14 protein-coding genes are annotated in these 15,391 nt (G+C 73.6%); 4 read left to right on the top strand and 10 right to left on the bottom strand.

The window, feature by feature from the left end:
- The 6 genes from VGP36_24435 to VGP36_24410 all read right to left on the bottom strand — a co-directional run.
- Positions 1–464, bottom strand: a 464-nt coding sequence (locus VGP36_24435) for a hypothetical protein (protein HEV7657862.1), incomplete at its 3' end; no start/stop codon positions are given.
- Positions 461–2,119 (bottom strand): GMC family oxidoreductase, encoded by a 1,659-nt coding sequence (locus VGP36_24430; protein ID HEV7657861.1) that lies wholly within the window; start codon positions 2,117–2,119, stop codon positions 461–463. The genes VGP36_24435 and VGP36_24430, both read right to left, overlap by 4 nt.
- A 64-nt stretch (positions 2,120–2,183) precedes the next feature.
- Complete coding sequence (locus VGP36_24425) at positions 2,184–2,744, bottom strand: DUF5987 family protein (GenBank protein HEV7657860.1); 561 nt, start codon at positions 2,742–2,744, stop codon at positions 2,184–2,186.
- Positions 2,745–2,790: 46 nt separating this feature from the next.
- Positions 2,791–3,783, bottom strand: a complete 993-nt coding sequence (locus tag VGP36_24420; GenBank protein HEV7657859.1) for a DUF1702 family protein — start codon at positions 3,781–3,783, stop codon at positions 2,791–2,793.
- A 135-nt stretch (positions 3,784–3,918) separates the two neighbouring features.
- Positions 3,919–4,869 (bottom strand): DUF1702 family protein, encoded by a 951-nt coding sequence (locus VGP36_24415; GenBank protein ID HEV7657858.1) that lies wholly within the window; start codon positions 4,867–4,869, stop codon positions 3,919–3,921.
- 31 nt (positions 4,870–4,900) lie between these two features.
- Positions 4,901–5,761: an AraC family transcriptional regulator gene (locus VGP36_24410; GenBank protein ID HEV7657857.1), complete on the bottom strand. Its 861-nt coding sequence runs from the start codon at positions 5,759–5,761 to the stop codon at positions 4,901–4,903.
- A 194-nt stretch (positions 5,762–5,955) separates the two neighbouring features.
- Here VGP36_24410 and VGP36_24405 point away from each other — a divergent pair, with 194 nt between their 5' ends.
- On the top strand, positions 5,956–6,561 hold the full coding sequence (locus VGP36_24405; GenBank protein HEV7657856.1) for a response regulator transcription factor: 606 nt from the start codon (positions 5,956–5,958) through the stop codon (positions 6,559–6,561).
- Here the strand turns inward: VGP36_24405 and VGP36_24400 are convergent.
- The 3 genes from VGP36_24400 to VGP36_24390 form a co-directional block, all read right to left on the bottom strand.
- Entirely contained in the window at positions 6,558–7,754 is a 1,197-nt protein-coding gene (locus tag VGP36_24400; GenBank protein HEV7657855.1) for a histidine kinase, read from the bottom strand. The genes VGP36_24405 and VGP36_24400 overlap by 4 nt on opposite strands.
- A gap of 182 nt (positions 7,755–7,936) precedes the next feature.
- The gene (locus VGP36_24395) at positions 7,937–10,234 is read right to left on the bottom strand and encodes a TOMM precursor leader peptide-binding protein (GenBank protein HEV7657854.1); all 2,298 of its coding nucleotides are present in this window, start codon (positions 10,232–10,234) and stop codon (positions 7,937–7,939) included.
- Position 10,235: 1 nt separating this feature from the next.
- Complete coding sequence (locus VGP36_24390) at positions 10,236–10,403, bottom strand: hypothetical protein (GenBank protein HEV7657853.1); 168 nt, start codon at positions 10,401–10,403, stop codon at positions 10,236–10,238.
- A gap of 328 nt (positions 10,404–10,731) precedes the next feature.
- On the opposite strand from VGP36_24390, the gene VGP36_24385 reads away from it, so the two are divergent.
- Complete coding sequence (locus VGP36_24385) at positions 10,732–11,475, top strand: AfsR/SARP family transcriptional regulator (protein HEV7657852.1); 744 nt, start codon at positions 10,732–10,734, stop codon at positions 11,473–11,475.
- A 246-nt stretch (positions 11,476–11,721) separates the two neighbouring features.
- Positions 11,722–13,122, top strand: coding sequence for an aldehyde dehydrogenase family protein (locus VGP36_24380; GenBank protein HEV7657851.1), 1,401 nt, complete (start codon positions 11,722–11,724; stop codon positions 13,120–13,122).
- A 51-nt stretch (positions 13,123–13,173) separates the two neighbouring features.
- On the opposite strand, the gene VGP36_24375 is transcribed toward VGP36_24380, so the two are convergent.
- Entirely contained in the window at positions 13,174–14,139 is a 966-nt protein-coding gene (locus tag VGP36_24375) for a hypothetical protein (GenBank protein ID HEV7657850.1), read from the bottom strand.
- 287 nt (positions 14,140–14,426) lie between these two features.
- Between VGP36_24375 and VGP36_24370 the strand changes: the two genes are divergently transcribed.
- Entirely contained in the window at positions 14,427–15,389 is a 963-nt protein-coding gene (locus VGP36_24370) for a DUF1702 family protein (GenBank protein ID HEV7657849.1), read from the top strand.
- Positions 15,390–15,391 lie beyond the last annotated feature (2 nt).

Raw genomic sequence — 15,391 nt, 5'->3', positions numbered from 1 at the left:
GTGTTGTAGAACAGGTGCAGCTCCACCCGCGGCGCGATCACCTGGATGATGCTGGTCGGCACCGACGCCCCGAAGAAGTAGTAGCCGGTCTGGGCCTGGATGAGCAGCAGCAGGTGCTCGAAGTGGTGCCAGATCTGGATCTTCAGCGCGAGGTCCCAGAACCGGCGGGCGTTCCCGGTGAACCCGTGCCGCAGCACGATCAGCCCGACGAGCATGACCACCGCGAAGTCGTAGTGCAGCCACTCCGAGGAGATCAGCCAGGGGAACGGCAGGCCGAGGATGCCGCGGGACTCCTTCATCGTCCAGTGCAGCCCCCACAGCTCGTACGCCTGCGCGAGGTGCTCGCCCCAGTGCGCGACGACGATGAGGACGAAGGCCCAGAGCGCGCACTGGTAGCGCCGGGTGCCGGGCGGGAAGAGAGGTCGCCGGTCCGCCGTCCCGGCCGCGGCGACGGCGGTGCTCATCGCTGACCCACCAGCCCGGGTACGAGGTGCAGCGAGCCGCGCCGGGCGCTGGTCGAGCCGTCCGGGGCCGGGGCGCCGTAGGTGACGTCGACCCCGCGCTCCTGGGCCGCCCGCACGATGCCCGGCATCGCGCGCTCGGCGAGCGCGGCGATGGTCATCGCCGGGTTCACCGTGAGCGCGCCCGGCACCGCGGAACCGTCGGTGACGAAGATCCCGGGGTGGCCCCAGACCTGGTGGCCGTCGTCGAGGGCCGAGGTCTCCGGGTCGTCGCCGATCCGGCAGGACGCCAGCGGGTGGACGGTGTAGGCGCCGACCACGTCGTTGGTCCACGGCGCGACGTCCGCGATGCCGTCCTTCTCGAAGATCTCCTTGACCTCCGCGTCGGACTTGGCCCAGCCGTTGAGCGTGTTCGCCGTCGGCTCGTACGACAGGGGCCCCCGCGCCAGCATCTGCTGCGAGACCCGGACCGAGTTGCCGGTCTCCGGCGGCGGGCCGAAGACGCCCTCGTTGTCGTCCTCGCTCATCGTGAAGATCGTGAGCCAGGACTTCCACCGCTCCAGCCAGGCCCGCTTCTCGGGCCCGAACCAGGTCGGGTCGCTGCCGCCGGGCACCTGGGCCAGGATCGTGCCGAGACCGGGCGGGAAGTAGAGCTGCTCCAGCGAGTACCGGTCGTACTCGGGGAGCGAGCCGTCGAGCCGGTCCCAGCTGGCCACGGTCGGGCCGCGGCCGATCGCGTGCGCTTCGTACGCGACCCCGTCGCCGCGGTCGAGGCCGAGCACCTCGCGGGCGGCGTCCTCGTTGATCGCGGCGGTGTTGAGTCGCTCGCCGTTGCCGGAGAAGAAGCGGCCGACGCCGTGCGGCATCTTTCCGAGCTCGGGCTCGGAGCGCTGCAGGATGACCGGCGTCGCCCCGGCACCGGCCGCGAGGATCACGATCTTGGCGTCGATGGTGCCCTCGTCGTGCAGGACGCGGTAGTCGACCTCATCGACGATCCGGTAGTGCACCCGGTAGCCGCCGTCCTCGGTGCGGGTCAGCTTCTGCACCTCGTGCAGCGGCCGGATCGTCGCGCCGTGCGCGAGCGCGGCCGGCAGGTAGTTGAACAGCAGCGAGCGCTTCGCGTCGAAGCGGCAGCCGGCCATCATGAAGTTGCAGTTCACGCACTTGTCGACGTCGACAGCCACCGGCAGCGGGTTGGCCGTGCGGCCGGAGTGGTTGCAGGCCGCGGCCCAGAGCCCGCCGGCGTACGTGACGTCGTTCCAGTCCTGGGTGACCACCGGCATCGCCTCGACCACCCGGTCGTACCAGGGGTCGAGCGAGTCCCGGTCGATCCCGGCCGGCCACATCCGCCGGCCGATGCTGCCGTGCCGCTCGAAGATGAAACGCGGCGCCCGCGGCATCGAGGCGAAGTAGACGTTGCTGCCGCCGCCCACGCAGTTGCCGCCGAGGATGGCCATCCCGTTGCCGACGACGAAGTCGAAGATCCGGGTGAAGGAGGAGCCGAGCAGGTAGTCGTGCTCGAACTCCTCGCTCTTGACCCACGGGCCGCGCTCCAGCACGGTCACGTCGGCCCCGCCGGCGGCGAGATGGTAGGCGGCGATCGCACCGCCGAAACCGCTGCCGACGACGAGGACGTCGGTGCGCTCCGTATTGGACATCGGGGGAACTCCAATCTGGCTGTGCCAGCCAACCGGCGGACGAGCGAGAAACTGGGGATCGCGGTCAGCCGAGGCTGCCGTTCGGGAGGGTGTCGGGGTGCGGCTCGGCCAGCTGCCGCCGGTAGGAGTGCTGCTCGAAACGCCAGTACCCGTCCGCGTCCGGGGCGGTCATGCCCATGGCCAGCAGGCCGGGGTGACCGGCGGCGATCGCGTCCGCGGTGTGCATGTGGGCGGCGCTGTCGAAGGCCATGTTGCTGAACATCGTCAGCAGCACCCAGCCGTCCCGCTCCGGGTTCTCCCGCGACAGCAGCGTCTTCACCAGCGTCGTACGCTCCGCGAACGGCAGCGCGACGAAGGCCGGCACGTCGTCGTCGAGGGTCAGGTCGTGCTCCTCGGCCCACTCCGTGGCCTTCTGGTCCAGCGTCTGGGAGAGGAAGTCGAGGGCGTCGGTGACCCCGGTCGCCGGGGTCTCCAGCAGCTCGATCGCGCCGGCGGCGACGGCCCCGCCCCCCTTTCCTTCCCCGGCCACCGAGCGGTCGCCGGGAAAACGCTTCTCCCCCGGCAGGATGGTGTCGGCGAACGCCTCCAGGGTGAGCGTCCGGGCGTCCACTTCGGACTCGGGCACTAGCTTCTCCTTCCGCTCCAAGGGCGGTCTCCGCGGCGGCCAGAGCTCATCGGCGGGCACCGCCGGGAACCAGCGCGGTGGCGACACGCTGCCGCCAGGTCTCGTAGGCCGGTACGCCGGCGCCGTCGTCGTCGATGTCCGCCGGGTTCGGGCGGAGGGTCCGGGTCACCCGCGCGGCCTCCGCCGGGGAGACGGCGCAGAGGATCTCGGTGGCCAGCTCGGTCTCCGGCCCGACCAGGCCGGCCCGGACGCGGGCCTCGGCCGCGAACGCGGAGCCGAGTGCGACCTGCCCGCAGTGCTCGCCCGAGCCCTCGCGGAAGCGCACCAGCTCGTCGGCGGAGGCGCCGCCGGCGTACGTGGCGGCCAGGCCGGCGCCGCTGTAGAGGTCGGCGCGGCGGTGCGCCGGGAAGGTGTCGATCAATGCGGCCACCCGCCAGGCGTCGGCACCGCCGACGAACCAGAGCGCGCGGCCGATGCCCTGGTCGATGGCGCGGTGCGGGTAGCCGTCCGGCGAATCGCCACCGGGCCAGGGGAAACGAGCGGCCCGGGCGCGGTCGCCGACGTACCGGCGGGTGCGGAAGTAGGCCTGGTGGAAGCCGTAGCCGTCGAGCGTGTGCCAGCGCAGCAGCGGATCGAGCCGGTCCGGGCGGACCCAGCGGGCCCGCGGCAGCCGCGCCATCGCCCAGCCCGCCCCGGACCAGGCCATCGACGCGTGGTCGGCGGCCCGCCCGCGCAGGAACTCCTCGAGCAGGTCGTGCCGGCCGAGCGGGAGCCCGTCCCGGACGGCGAAGCCCATCGCGGCGCCCTCGTAGGCGAACCCGCGGTACCGGGTCGGCACCGCCTCGAGGTCCGGCTCCACGTCGGCCGGCGCCCGGGCCCCGGCGGCGGATCCGAAGCCGGCACGGTAGGTCCGGCCGATCTCCGTCAGCAGCTCCTGGGCGGCCGCGTCCTTCGGGTGGAACCCGCGCCCGTCGAGCGAGGTCGCCGGCAGACCTGGGGTGAGGACACGTCGCCGCGCCGCGCGTATGCCTGCACCCACTCGAAATCTCCTTGTCCATCGGCACGTGTGATGTCTGTGCGGCCCGGGCGATGTCCGCGCCCGCCGCCTTCTGATCGTCACAGCGCCGGTTCCGGCGGGGCTACCTCCGCCTTGCGGAGCTGTCCGATTGCGCCCTCAGGCGGTCGGACGCAGCGCGGCCGGCAGGTTCGCCCGGACGTGCTCGCGCCACCGCTCGTACGCCGGTCCCGGCTCGTCGCCCATCCGGGTCGCCTCGTCGGCGAGGGCCGCGGCCGCCGCGACCGGGAGCCCGGCGAGCGCCCGCGCGGCCTGCTCGGTGTGGGCCGGTACGACGCCGGCGTCCGTCCGGGCCTTCGCCGCGAGCACGGCCCCGGTGCCGAGCTCGGCCCGGTGCGGCCCGGCCAGCAGCGCCAGCCCGGCCGGCCGCGTCCCCCCGGCGTACGTGGCCGCGAAGCCGATGCCGCGCCACAGGTCCGGCTGCCGGTCCGGCCGGAACCGGAGCACGGCCGCGCCGGCCTGCTCGGCGACCCCGGCGTGGACGAACCAGAGCGCCCGCCCGATCCCCTGGTCCACCACCCGCGGCACGTACGCCTGCGCGCCCGGCCATGGGTACGCGGCCGGCACCCGCTGCTCGACGAGGCACCGGCGGAGGTGGGCGTACGCGAGCTCGAAGCCGTAGCCGTCGACCGCGAGCCAGCTCAGCGGGCAGTGGTCGGGGTCGGCCAGGTCGGGCAGGATCCGGCGCCACAGCCGGTGCGGCAGCCGGGCCAGCGCGGCGCCGATGCCGAGGTGGACGGGCACCAGGTGGGGACGGCCCGGCCCGTCGAGCAGCCGCCGGGTCCGGTCGCGACCTCCGCCCGGCAGCACGTCCAGGATCGTGTACGCCATCGCCGCGCCCTCGTACGCGAACCCGCGCAGCTCGGGCTCGACCGTCGCCAGCCGCCGCTCGTCCTCCTCCGGGCCGGCGCCGTCGACCGCCCACTCGACGCCGCGGGTCACGGCCTGAGAGACCGCGTCCGGCCCGGACCGCGGGGGTCCGGCCGGCGGCCGGCGGACGAGGGTGGCGGCGGCCCGCCGGCGGAGTCCGGTGCCCGGGCCGGTCGCCATACGCTGCTCCTCGTCCGGATCCGGGGGCAGGTCAGGCCACCCGGAAGGGGGTCGGCGCGGTCCCGCGCCGACGGCGGCGCTCGAGGAGCTCCCGGCGGGCGGCCAGGGTCGAGGCGAGCGTGACCGCGATCGGCGGGTCGGCCTCCCGGACCGGCCGCAGTCGCAGCCGTACCCGGACCGGACCGTCCGGCCCGACCGCGACCGTCGCCCGCGCGATCCACTCCGCCCCACTCCCGGGGTCACCGTCAGGAGAGCCGGTGGTCCCGAGGGCGAGGACGGTCCACCGCCCCGGCGGCACGTCCGCGAGCACCGCCTCCACCGGCCGCCGGAAATCGGGCTCGGTCAGGTAGCCGTACGCGACCGGCCCCCGCTGCGGGATCGACTCGGCGAAGGCAGCGACCAGCAGGCGGTCCGGATCGGGCCCGATCTCCGGCGCCGGCGCCACGTCGAGCGTCGCCACCACCGCGGCCCGGCCGACCGGCCAGACCGGCGAGACCGCCGCCTCGGCCGCGCGCAGGGTCCCGATCGAGGGCAGCCGGCTCGCGCCCGTGGACGAGGTCACCAGCAGCTCCCCGACCTGCTGCTCCCGGTACCGGCTCGGCGTGAGCCCCACCGAGCCGCTGAACCGGCTGGTGAACGTCCCGACGCTGGTGTAACCGATGGCAGCGACGATCTCGGCGACCGTCAGCGGGCTGGACACCAGCAGCCGCTTGGCCTCGAACATCCGGACCGCCGCGAGGAAGCGCCCCGGCGTGGTGCCGGTGGTGGCCGAGAAGACGCGGGAGAAGTGGAACGGGCTCACGAAGGCCTCGGCGGCCAGCCCGCGGGGCGTGACCGGCTCGGCGTACCGGGTGCGCATGGCCGAGACCGCCTGCTGCACGGCCGCATTCACACGGACTCCTCTCTGGCCACAGGTTCGGATCGGCGCATCCGCCGCGCCGGTCGTCCCCTGTGTGCCGGGATCACCGCGTTAGGATTGGCCGACGTCCTCACGTCGGACTCAGCCGGAGGTGATGCCCGGATGACGGCTCGCTCTGCTCGTGCCCGGAGCACGTGCCTGCGGCGCTCCTCTTTCGACGGCCGACGGTGATCCGGATCCTTCTGGCCGAGGACATGGGCATGGTTCGAGGTGCGCTGGTCGCACTCTTGAACCTGGAGAAGGACCTCGAGGTCGTCGCCGCGGTCGCCTCCGGCGAGGAGATCCTGCCGGCGGCGCTCGAGCACCGGCCCGACGTCGCCGTCATCGACATCGACCTGCCGGGCAAGGACGGGCTCACCGCCGCGGTCGAGATCCACGAGAACGTCCCGAAGTGCCGGACGCTGATGCTCACCAGCCTCGGCACCGCCGGGACGGTACGGCGGGCGCTGGCCGCCCACGTCGGCGGGTTCATGCTCAAGGACGCGCCGCCGGACAGCCTCGCGAACGGAATCCGGAAGGTCGCGGCCGGCGGTCGCGTGGTGGATCCCCAGCTCGCGATGTCGGCGTGGGACAGCGAGCAGTGCCCGCTGACGGACCGGGAGACGGAGATCCTCCGCCTCGCCTCGGCCGGCTACGACCCGGTGGACATCGCCGGCGAGCTGTTCCTCTCGGCCGGGACGGTACGGAACCACCTGACCTCGATCATCGGCAAGCTCAACGCCCGCAACCGTGTCGACGCGATCCGGATCGCGACCGAGGCCGAGTGGCTCTAGCCGGCGTCCGGCTGGGCGAGCGGGATCCGGACCCGGACCCGGTGCTGCTGGCCGGCCACGACCTCGGACTCGAGGTCGCCGCCGAGTGAGCGGACCCGCTGGGTGATGTTGAGCAGGCCGCTGCCGGCCCCGCCGGTGGCCGGGGCGGCCCGCGACACCGGCACGCCGTCGTTGACGACTTCCATCTCGGCCATCCCGGCGACGCTGCCGAGCGTGATCGTGCACCAGGTCGCGTTGCTGTGCCGGAGCACGTTCGTGACGCACTCGCGCAGCACCGTGGCCAGCGTGGAACGCACCGACCGGGGGAAGCCGTCGTGCTCGCGGACCAGCGACACGTCGACGCTCGCGGTGGTGAGCACGGAGACCGCGGAGTTGCACTCCTCGGCCAGCGTCAGCTCCCGGTAGCCGGTGGCCACCTGGCGGGCCTCGGCCAGCGCCTTGCGGGTGATCTGCAGGACCTCGTCGAGCTCCGTGCGGGCCCGGTCGGGCTCGTCGTCGACGAGCTTGGCCACCAGCTCGGTCTTCAGCATGATCGCCGACAGGCTCAGCCCGAGCAGGTCGTGCACGTCCCGGGAGAACCGGGCGCGCTCCTCGGTGACGGCGAGCCGGGCGAACGTGTCCTGGGCCGAGTGCACCTGCTCCACCAGCTGATACATCCTGGTCAGGCCGTAGATGATCACGCCGGTCAGCGTGGTCGCCACCATCGTGTAGAGGACCGCGTAGGAGACCGTCGGCGAGTCCTTGAAGACGGACCACGAGTACCAGCCCATGCTCGCGACGACCGCGGCGGCCAGCGGGATCGACGCGGCCGGCCGGAGCAGCAGGAGCAGGGAGCCGACGAGATAGCCCGGCAGCCCGACCCACGACACGCTGAGCTGGAGGATCGGCAGGTAGACCAGGCCGGCCTCGGCGAGCAGCGCCAGGTACCGGACCCTGGTGCTCAGCTCCTCCCGGGGCCGGGTGCTGACGCGGAGATGGATGAGCAGCACGGCCGCCCCGTAGACCACCGCGGAGCCCAGGTCGAGGAGCCCGCCGCCCGAGAGGAGCATGTTCGTGCCGGCGATGATCACGAAGCCGCACAGGACGGCGATCACGACCGCACGCGCCAGCCGCGGGGCGATCGTGGGTACCAGATCGCGGAACCGCTGGCTGACCGGCAGCGGCCCGGAGTCCAGACGAGAAGTCTCGGTCATGTCTCCCGTTCCGGCTCGCGCGAGCACTGGGTTGAACTGCGTGCCTGGGGACGCTCGGGAGCGCTACAGGCACTGAGCGCGACCAGCCAGCACGATGATAAGAGACGGAACGGTCCTGAGAAACGAAAATTATCACGCCCAGGACATGACCGGACAGCGCAGAAGTGCCACCGAACGGGCGGTCAGAGGAACACCGGTATGGGGTTGAGCTGGTCGTACGGGGTCGGCGCGGCGAGCCGGCCCAGGCGTACCGGCGCGTCGAACAGCCGTCCCGGGGCGAACCGGGCCCACATCGGCCGCAGCCCCGGCACCAGCACCTTCACCACGGGCAGGCCGACGTCCGGCCGGGTCTGGTCGAGCACCAGGACCTCGAGGCCGCGCGCGTCGAGCAGGCCGATCAGCCCCCGCAGGTCCTCGGTGAGATCCGGACCGGGGCGGTAGCCGTAGTCGGCCGGCCGGCGGGGCGAGCCGCTCCGGTCGGCGTGCAGGTACGGCTCGTCGGCCGCGGCCGGGTCCTGCCACCAGCGCACGGCGTCCGGGTCGCCGGGCGCGAAGCCGGTGTCCGGCCGGGCTCCCAGGACCGCGGGCAGGAGCTGGTTGAGCTCGGTGACCGCCCGGCGGACCGCGATCCGCGGGTCCAGGTGGGCGCCGAAGCCGAGCATCGCCTCGGCCCGGTCGGAGCCCGGCCGCCGGGTGACCGCGGCCATGGCCGGGACGCCGAGGTCGGTGGTGAGGTCGAGGACCTCCAGGGTGCGGCCGAGCGCGGCGTAGGAGTCGCGGGCCTCGTCCAGCCAGGGCTGGGCGAACGCGTCGAGGTCGACGCCGGGCAGCGGGGTCCGGTTGTACCACCACAGCGCCACCGAGTCCCGCTCCACCAGCTCCAGCAGGCCCTGCAGGACCGCGTCCTCCAGGCAGCTGCCGGCCGCGTTGCCGTTGGAGTCGGCGCGCACGCTGGCCGGGCCCGGGCCGCCGAAGTAGAGCATCCCGGTCGGCAGCAGCCGGTGGCGCTCCCCGGTGAGCGACCAGACCGGCGTCCAGTCCAGCTCGACGTCGTCGTCGAAGGGCTCGCACACGTGCTGGAACAAGCCGTGCCGCGGGTTCCAGTCGGCCCGGCCGGCGTACTGCCGCTCGTCGTAGAGCATCACGTCGTTGGGGTGGACCGCCTCGTCCCCGAGGTCGCGCAGGCTGGCCCGGCGGCGCGCCTCGCCGCCCTGGAAGGTGCCCGACCACCGCTCGACGGCCTCGCACAGGGCCCCCGTCCTCGCCTCCTCGGCGGTGACACCCTTGCCCCCGCTGTCCTCGCGCGGGCCGCGGCGCAGGTTCATCAAGCCGCCGGCGCCGGCCGCGACGTTGGGCCCGGAGCGGAAGCAGTGGAAGCCGGCCGGCGCCTCCGAATCGGGCAGGATCTCCTTGATGATCCCGGTGACGGGGCTGACCAGGTGCTGGTAGCGGGTCCAGACCTCCTCGGGCGGGGCCGCCCGGTGGCCGCCCCCGCGGTAGGCGGTCCGGGCCACCGGGCGCAGCGCGACCGGCTCGTACGCGCGCGCGGCGACCAGGTCGGCGTCACCGCAGGCCGGGCACTGCGGCCGGCGGCGCAGCTCGTGCCGCGCGCGCTCGAGCTCGACCCCGTCCAGCGTCTGGACGGCGTCCTGGCCGGAGTAGCGGTGCCCGGCCAGCCACTTCTCCGCCTCCAGCGCGATGAGCGAGCCGGCGGTGCCGGTCAGGGCCGGGGTGGTGACGACCGGGCGCGGGGCCGGTCCGGAGCGGCCCAGGGCCGCCTGGGCGCAGGCCTCGGCCTCGCGGTGGCGCCAGAGCCGTTCGGCCAGACAGTGCCAGCAGGCCGACTCGCCCGGGCGGAAGATCGGGCCGACCCAGACCTGGTCGCCGATCGGCTTGGCCAGCAGCCAGGGGCGGCCGGCCGCCCGGTGGGCCGCGTCCACCGCGGCCAGCTCGGGGTCCAGGTAGTCCGCGCACAACACGATCGACAGCGAGCCGCCGGGCCTGGGCCGGCCCCCGCGGCTGGCCCGGACCATCATGCCGGCGCCGGTCAGCGCCGACCGGACGGCCTTGGTCACCGGGTCGGTCAGGCTGCTCGGGTGGTCGGGCAGGAGCAGGTCCACCCCGGTCCGTACGGAGTGGGCGGCCACGTCGGCGTCGAGCCCGGCGGCCTCCCAGAAGGCATGCTCGCGCTCGTGCGCGGTCGGCGGGCCGGCGGGCCGGCGGGTGACCAGCCGCGCTTCGACCAGCCGGTCGAGCGTCGCGGCCACCCCCGCCCGGTCGGTGCCGCCGGGCAGGGCGTCGAGGACGTCGTCCCGGTCCCGGGACCCGTCGAGCAGCGCGGCCAGGGCGACGACATGCCGGCCGGACAGCACCGTCGTGGTGCGTTCGGAGAACAGGAAGACCCCGTCGCCATCGCTCACTTCCGCCCGCAGGTCGCGGCGGAAGCCGAGCGGCGAGTCGGCCGGCCGGCTGGTCGTCATCTCAGGCGGCCCGGTGCGCCGGTTCCACGGAGGCGGCATAACTGATGCAGACGCCGGTCGCCGCCAGCCGGGCCTCGGCCGAGTTGTGCATGTGGTCGAAGGTGGCGATCACCAGGTCGGAGGCGGCCGGGTCGTCGACGGGCAGCTGCGGAGCGGTGGTGGTGGGCATCGGGACCCCTTTGGGTTGTGGATCAGATGTTCAAAGAGTGACTCCGAACGGCAAGGTCCGAGTACTTCCACATTCACAGGTCGGATATGCGTTTTTCATGCCTGCCCCGGTAGAAGTCATCCCGCACCGGTGTCCCGCTCACTGCCCCCGGAGGAGTCATTTTCGTACCGTTCGACGGAGCGTCGTCCGCCCGGCGCTAAATAGTACGGAGGGGTCCCCCGTGAGAGATGTCACCGTTATTGCCGGAAGCGGGGTGACCGGCCTCTCGCGCGCGCCGCACCCCCTCAGCGACAATTCCGCCTCACCCCGCTTCAGTCTGCTGGGTCCCGTGGAAGTCCGGAAGGACGACCGCGACTACGCGCCGACCGCGCCGAAGACGCTGCAGCTGCTGGCCCTGCTGCTCATGCGCTCGGGCCACCTCGTGCACACCGACTCGATCATCCACGAGGTCTGGTCCGAGGAGCCGCCGCGCAGCGTCCGCACCGGCGTGCAGACCCTCGTCTACCAGCTCCGGCGCTGCATGCAGGACGCCGGCCTGGGCGCCTCCGGCCGTCGCGTCCTGGCCACCCGGGGGCCCGGGTACGTCCTGCGGGTCGAGCCCGGCCACATCGACGTGGTCGTCTTCCGGCAGCTGGTGGCCCAGGGCCAGGAGGCCTTCCACGCCGGCCAGTACGAGGAGGCGGCCCGGCTGCTGCGCTCCGGCCTGGACCTCTGGTCCGACACACCGTTGGCGAACGTGCCCTGCGGCCCGGTGCTGTCCTCGTACGTCGTCGAGCTGCAGGAGCAGCTGCGGGCCGCGCGCTTCCTGCGCATCCAGGCCGAGATCGAGGCCGGGCGGGCCCAGGACCTGATCGCGGAGCTGCGCGCGCTGGTGTCGAGCGATCCGCTCGACGAGGGCTCCCACGCCCAGCTCATGCAGGTGCTCGGCAGCGCCGGCCGCCGCTCGGAGGCGCTCGCGCTCTACCGGCAACTGCGGGAGCGCCTCATCGAGGAACTGGGCCTGGAGCCCTGCGAGCAGGTCCAGCAGCTGCATTACGACCTGCTCCGGGCGGGCGGCCTCAGCCTCCGTTGAGGAAGAAATGGGGCGATCGGGACGGCAAGCCGGGCACGGACGGCTCATTGCGGAAATGATGACGTGGATTGCCACAGACAATGCGTTGGTCCCGGTCCCGCAGGGATAGACGCAGGTCAGCGGCGTAACGCTCCAGGTGACCGTTCGATCACGATATTCTGGACCGCACTCTGGAAGATGTTCCCGCTATTACCTGCTCCGGACAATGGAAAGATGTCGCCGTCCGGCACGAGGACGCCAAGCTTCATGACCCAGCCGATGACCATCGGCGGCCGTGCCGTGGTGAGCGCGCACCGGCTGCCGGTGGAGAATCCCGCGCTGGGCACGGAGTTCGCGGATTTCCCCGACTGCGGCCCCGAGGCGCTCGACGCCGCCGTCGCCGCGGCCGCCGGGACCGCCTCCCGGTGGGAGGCCGCGTCCTGGGACGAGCGCCGGGAGCTGCTGGTGCATTGCGGCGAGGCGCTGGCCGACCGGGCCGAGGAGGTCGCCCGGCTGCTCACCCACGAGCAGGGCAAGCCGCTGGAGCGGGCGCGGGACGAGGTCCGGCTGGCCGCCGACTGGTTCCGGATGACCTCGGAGCTCCCGGCCGAACCGGAGTCCGTGGCCGACGAGCCGACGGCCTACCTGCGCGTGGAGCACGTCCCGCACGGCGTCGTCGCCGCCATCGGCCCGAGCAGCTTCCCGATCATCATCGCGGCGACCAAGATCGCCCCCGCCCTGCTCGCCGGCAACACCGTGGTGCTCACGCCGTCCCCGCTGACCCCGCTCTCGACCCTGCTCATGGGCCAGGTCGTCTGCGACGCGCTGCCGCCCGGCGTGCTCAACGTGATCTCCGGTACGGCCGAGCTCGGCGCGCGGCTGGCCGGGCACCCGGGAGTCGCGATGGTCTCGTTCACCGGCTCGCTGGAGGTGGGACGGCAGGTCGCCGCGGCCGCCGCCGGCGACCTGAAGAGGACCGCGCTCGAGCTCGGCGGCAACGACGCCTGCATCCTGCTGCCCGGCGCCGACGTCCCCGCCGTCGCGGAGCGGGTGTTCGAGCGGGCCATGGACAACAGCGGCCAGTTCTGCAGCGCGATCAAGCGGGTCTACGTCTCCCGGGAGCAGCAGCAGGAGCTGGTCGAGGTGCTCACCGAGATCGCCAAGCGGACCAGGGTCGGCCCCGGCCTCAACCCGGGGACCGAGCTCGGCCCGCTCGTCGACGCCGCCGGGCTGGCGCGGGTGGACGGGCTGGTACGCGCGGCCGTCGACGCCGGCGGCCGGGTGATCACCGGCGGCCACCCGCTGAACCGGCCCGGCCACTTCTACCCACCCACCGTCGTCACCGACCTGCCGCCGGGGACCGCGCTGGAGCTGGAGGAGCAGTCCGGACCCGTCCTGCCGGTGATCGCGTACGACCGCGTGGACGAGGCGGTCGAGCGGGCCAACGCCACCGAGTACGGGCTGGGCGGGTCGGTCTGGGGCGAGGAGACCGAGGGCCGCCGGGTCGCCCGGCAGCTGGACGTGTGCACCGCGTGGGTCAACACGCACGGCGCGGTCCGCAGCCACATCCCCGTCGGCGGCTACCGCTCCTCCGGTCTCAGCGCCGAGTACGGCTACTGGGGGATGCTCGAGTACACCCGCCAGCGCGTCCTGAACGTCGCCCGCTGAGCTGACCCGGCCCGCCGTGGACACTCCCGGCCGGGAGTGTCCACACGCGACTCAGCCGGCCCAGGGGGCGATCGGGTACCAGGGGATCAGGTCGAACGAGGCCGGCAGCCGGACGTCCCAGTAGAGCAGGACGAACACGGCCGGCAGGACCAGCGCCACCGTCGTCACGGCCGCGAGCCGGCGCCGGTCGGCGGTGAACCACCGCTGCAGCCGGGCCCCGCCGACCATGCTGAGCACGATGAACAGGATCGCCAGCACGAGCAGGTTGCCCAGCGACTGCAGGCAGAACGCGGCCGCGCCGTAGAGCGGGTTCCCGCTGTCGGCGGCGTGCCGGAACATCTCCCGGAACAGCGGGAACGGCCGGCCGATGAGGAAGCCGCCGATGAGCACGCCCATGACGACCATCGGCGTGTTCGGGTGCCGGGCGGTGAGCCGGGCCAGCGGGTCCGGGACGACCTGGGCCGCGGCGAGGCCGAGCCAGAGCAGCGCCAGCCCGATCAGCCCGAACACGACCATGGATTGCACGAGCGCCGGCGGGATGGAGCCGGGACCGCCCTTGGCGGTGGAGAACTGCGGCATCCCCGTCCCGACCAGGCCGACCAGCGCCCCGTACGAGGCCGACACGACGAGCGTGCCGGTGGCCAGCCAGCCCAGCGGTCGCAGCGCCGCGACCAGCCGGCCCCACCGGCCGGTGGCCCCGCCGATCAGCGGGGCGACGGCGCCGAAGATGGCGACGTTGCAGGCGGTGAACGTGCCGGCCAGGCCGGAGACGAAGGCGAAGACGACACCGGCCACGATCCCGGTGATCGGCGCCGTCCCGTCGTGGCCGAGCAGGGTGCCGGCGACGTTGGCGCCGATCTCCTGGTCGACGAACTCGGCCGACCAGGCGACCGAGAGCAGGAACCCGCCCAGCGCGGCCAACCCCACCAGCCACCAGCGGCGGGCCGGCCTGCGTTCGGCGGTGTCGTCGACGGGAGCGGGGGCCGCCGTCCGGGTCCGGGACGTCTCCGTGGTCATCGTTACTCCTCCGTGCTGGGCGATCGGGGCGCGGTTCAGGGCGCCGTGCTCGCGGGCATGGCCTTCTCCACCGTGCCACCGGGTCCGGCGCTGTCCTTCCTCTGTCATGCGGACCTGCCGTCCCGCCGGGATCGCCTCGGCCGACTGTCCGGAGTGGACGGTGCCAGGCGGCCGGGCGCGAATCCCGCACCCCGAGAGATGCCCGGACCACCCGGATCCGGGATTCTTGCTCCATTTCCCGGAGGCGACCGGTCGCCGCGACTTTTCTGGAGCTCGCATTGACCACCGTGCTTGGCGCACTGAGGCGCCGTGTCCTCACTCCCGACGTGTCCGCCGTACGACTGGACGTGCGCGGCTTCCGCGAGAAGGACCGCGCCTCGCGCGACCTGCTCGAGACGGTGGGCCGCACCCTCCTGCGCGGGCATGCGTGCGCCGCCGAGGCCGGCGGACCGGCCGCGGCCGAGGAGCATCTGGAGATCGTGCCGCCGCAGTTCCGCGGGTTCGCCTACGAGGGCGCCGCGATGGCGTTCGCCGTCCGCGACGGCCTGCCGTTCGGGTCGCGCGACAACATCGCCCAGTTCCTCACCGGGTCCGCCGGCGACCACCTCTCGATGGTGTACGCCGGGATCGGCTGGGCCATGTCGCGCCTCCCCCGCTTCCGCTGGCCCGACGCCACGTCGCTCGACCCGGTGCTGCAGTGGCAGGTCCTCGACGGCTACGGCTTCCACCAGGCCTACTTCAACACCCGCCGGTACGTCGACGAGCAGCACCGGGCCGCGGTGTCCGGCTGGCCGACCGGCGCCGAGGGCTGCTACGCCGACCGCGCGGTCGACCAGGGCATCGGCCGGGCGCTGTGGTTCGTGGCCGGCGCCGACGGCCAGGTGGCCGCCGACCTCGTCGACCGGTTCCCCGCGGACCGGCGGCCCGACCTCTACGGTGGCGTCGCCCTGGCCGCGACCTACGCCGGCGGCGCCTGCGAGCAGGAGCTGGAGCAACTCTGGGACCGGGCCGGCGCGTACCGGTCGGACCTGGCGCCGGGCGGCGCGTTCGGGGCCGAGGCCCGGCTGCGGGCCGGCCTGGTGACGGACCACACCCGGGCCGCGACGGAGGTCTTCTGCGGCGCCAGCCCGGAGGAGGCGGCACAGGTCTGCGCCGACACCCGGCCCGCCGCCGGTGCCGACGGCCAGCCGGCCTACGAGATGTGGCGACAGGCGATCGCCAACCGGTTCGTACTCCTGGGAAGGTGCTAGCG

The organism is Mycobacteriales bacterium (assembly GCA_035995165.1).
Lineage (GTDB): Bacteria > Actinomycetota > Actinomycetes > Mycobacteriales > CADCTP01 > CADCTP01.
This window is presented reverse-complemented; position numbering and strand designations above follow the sequence as displayed.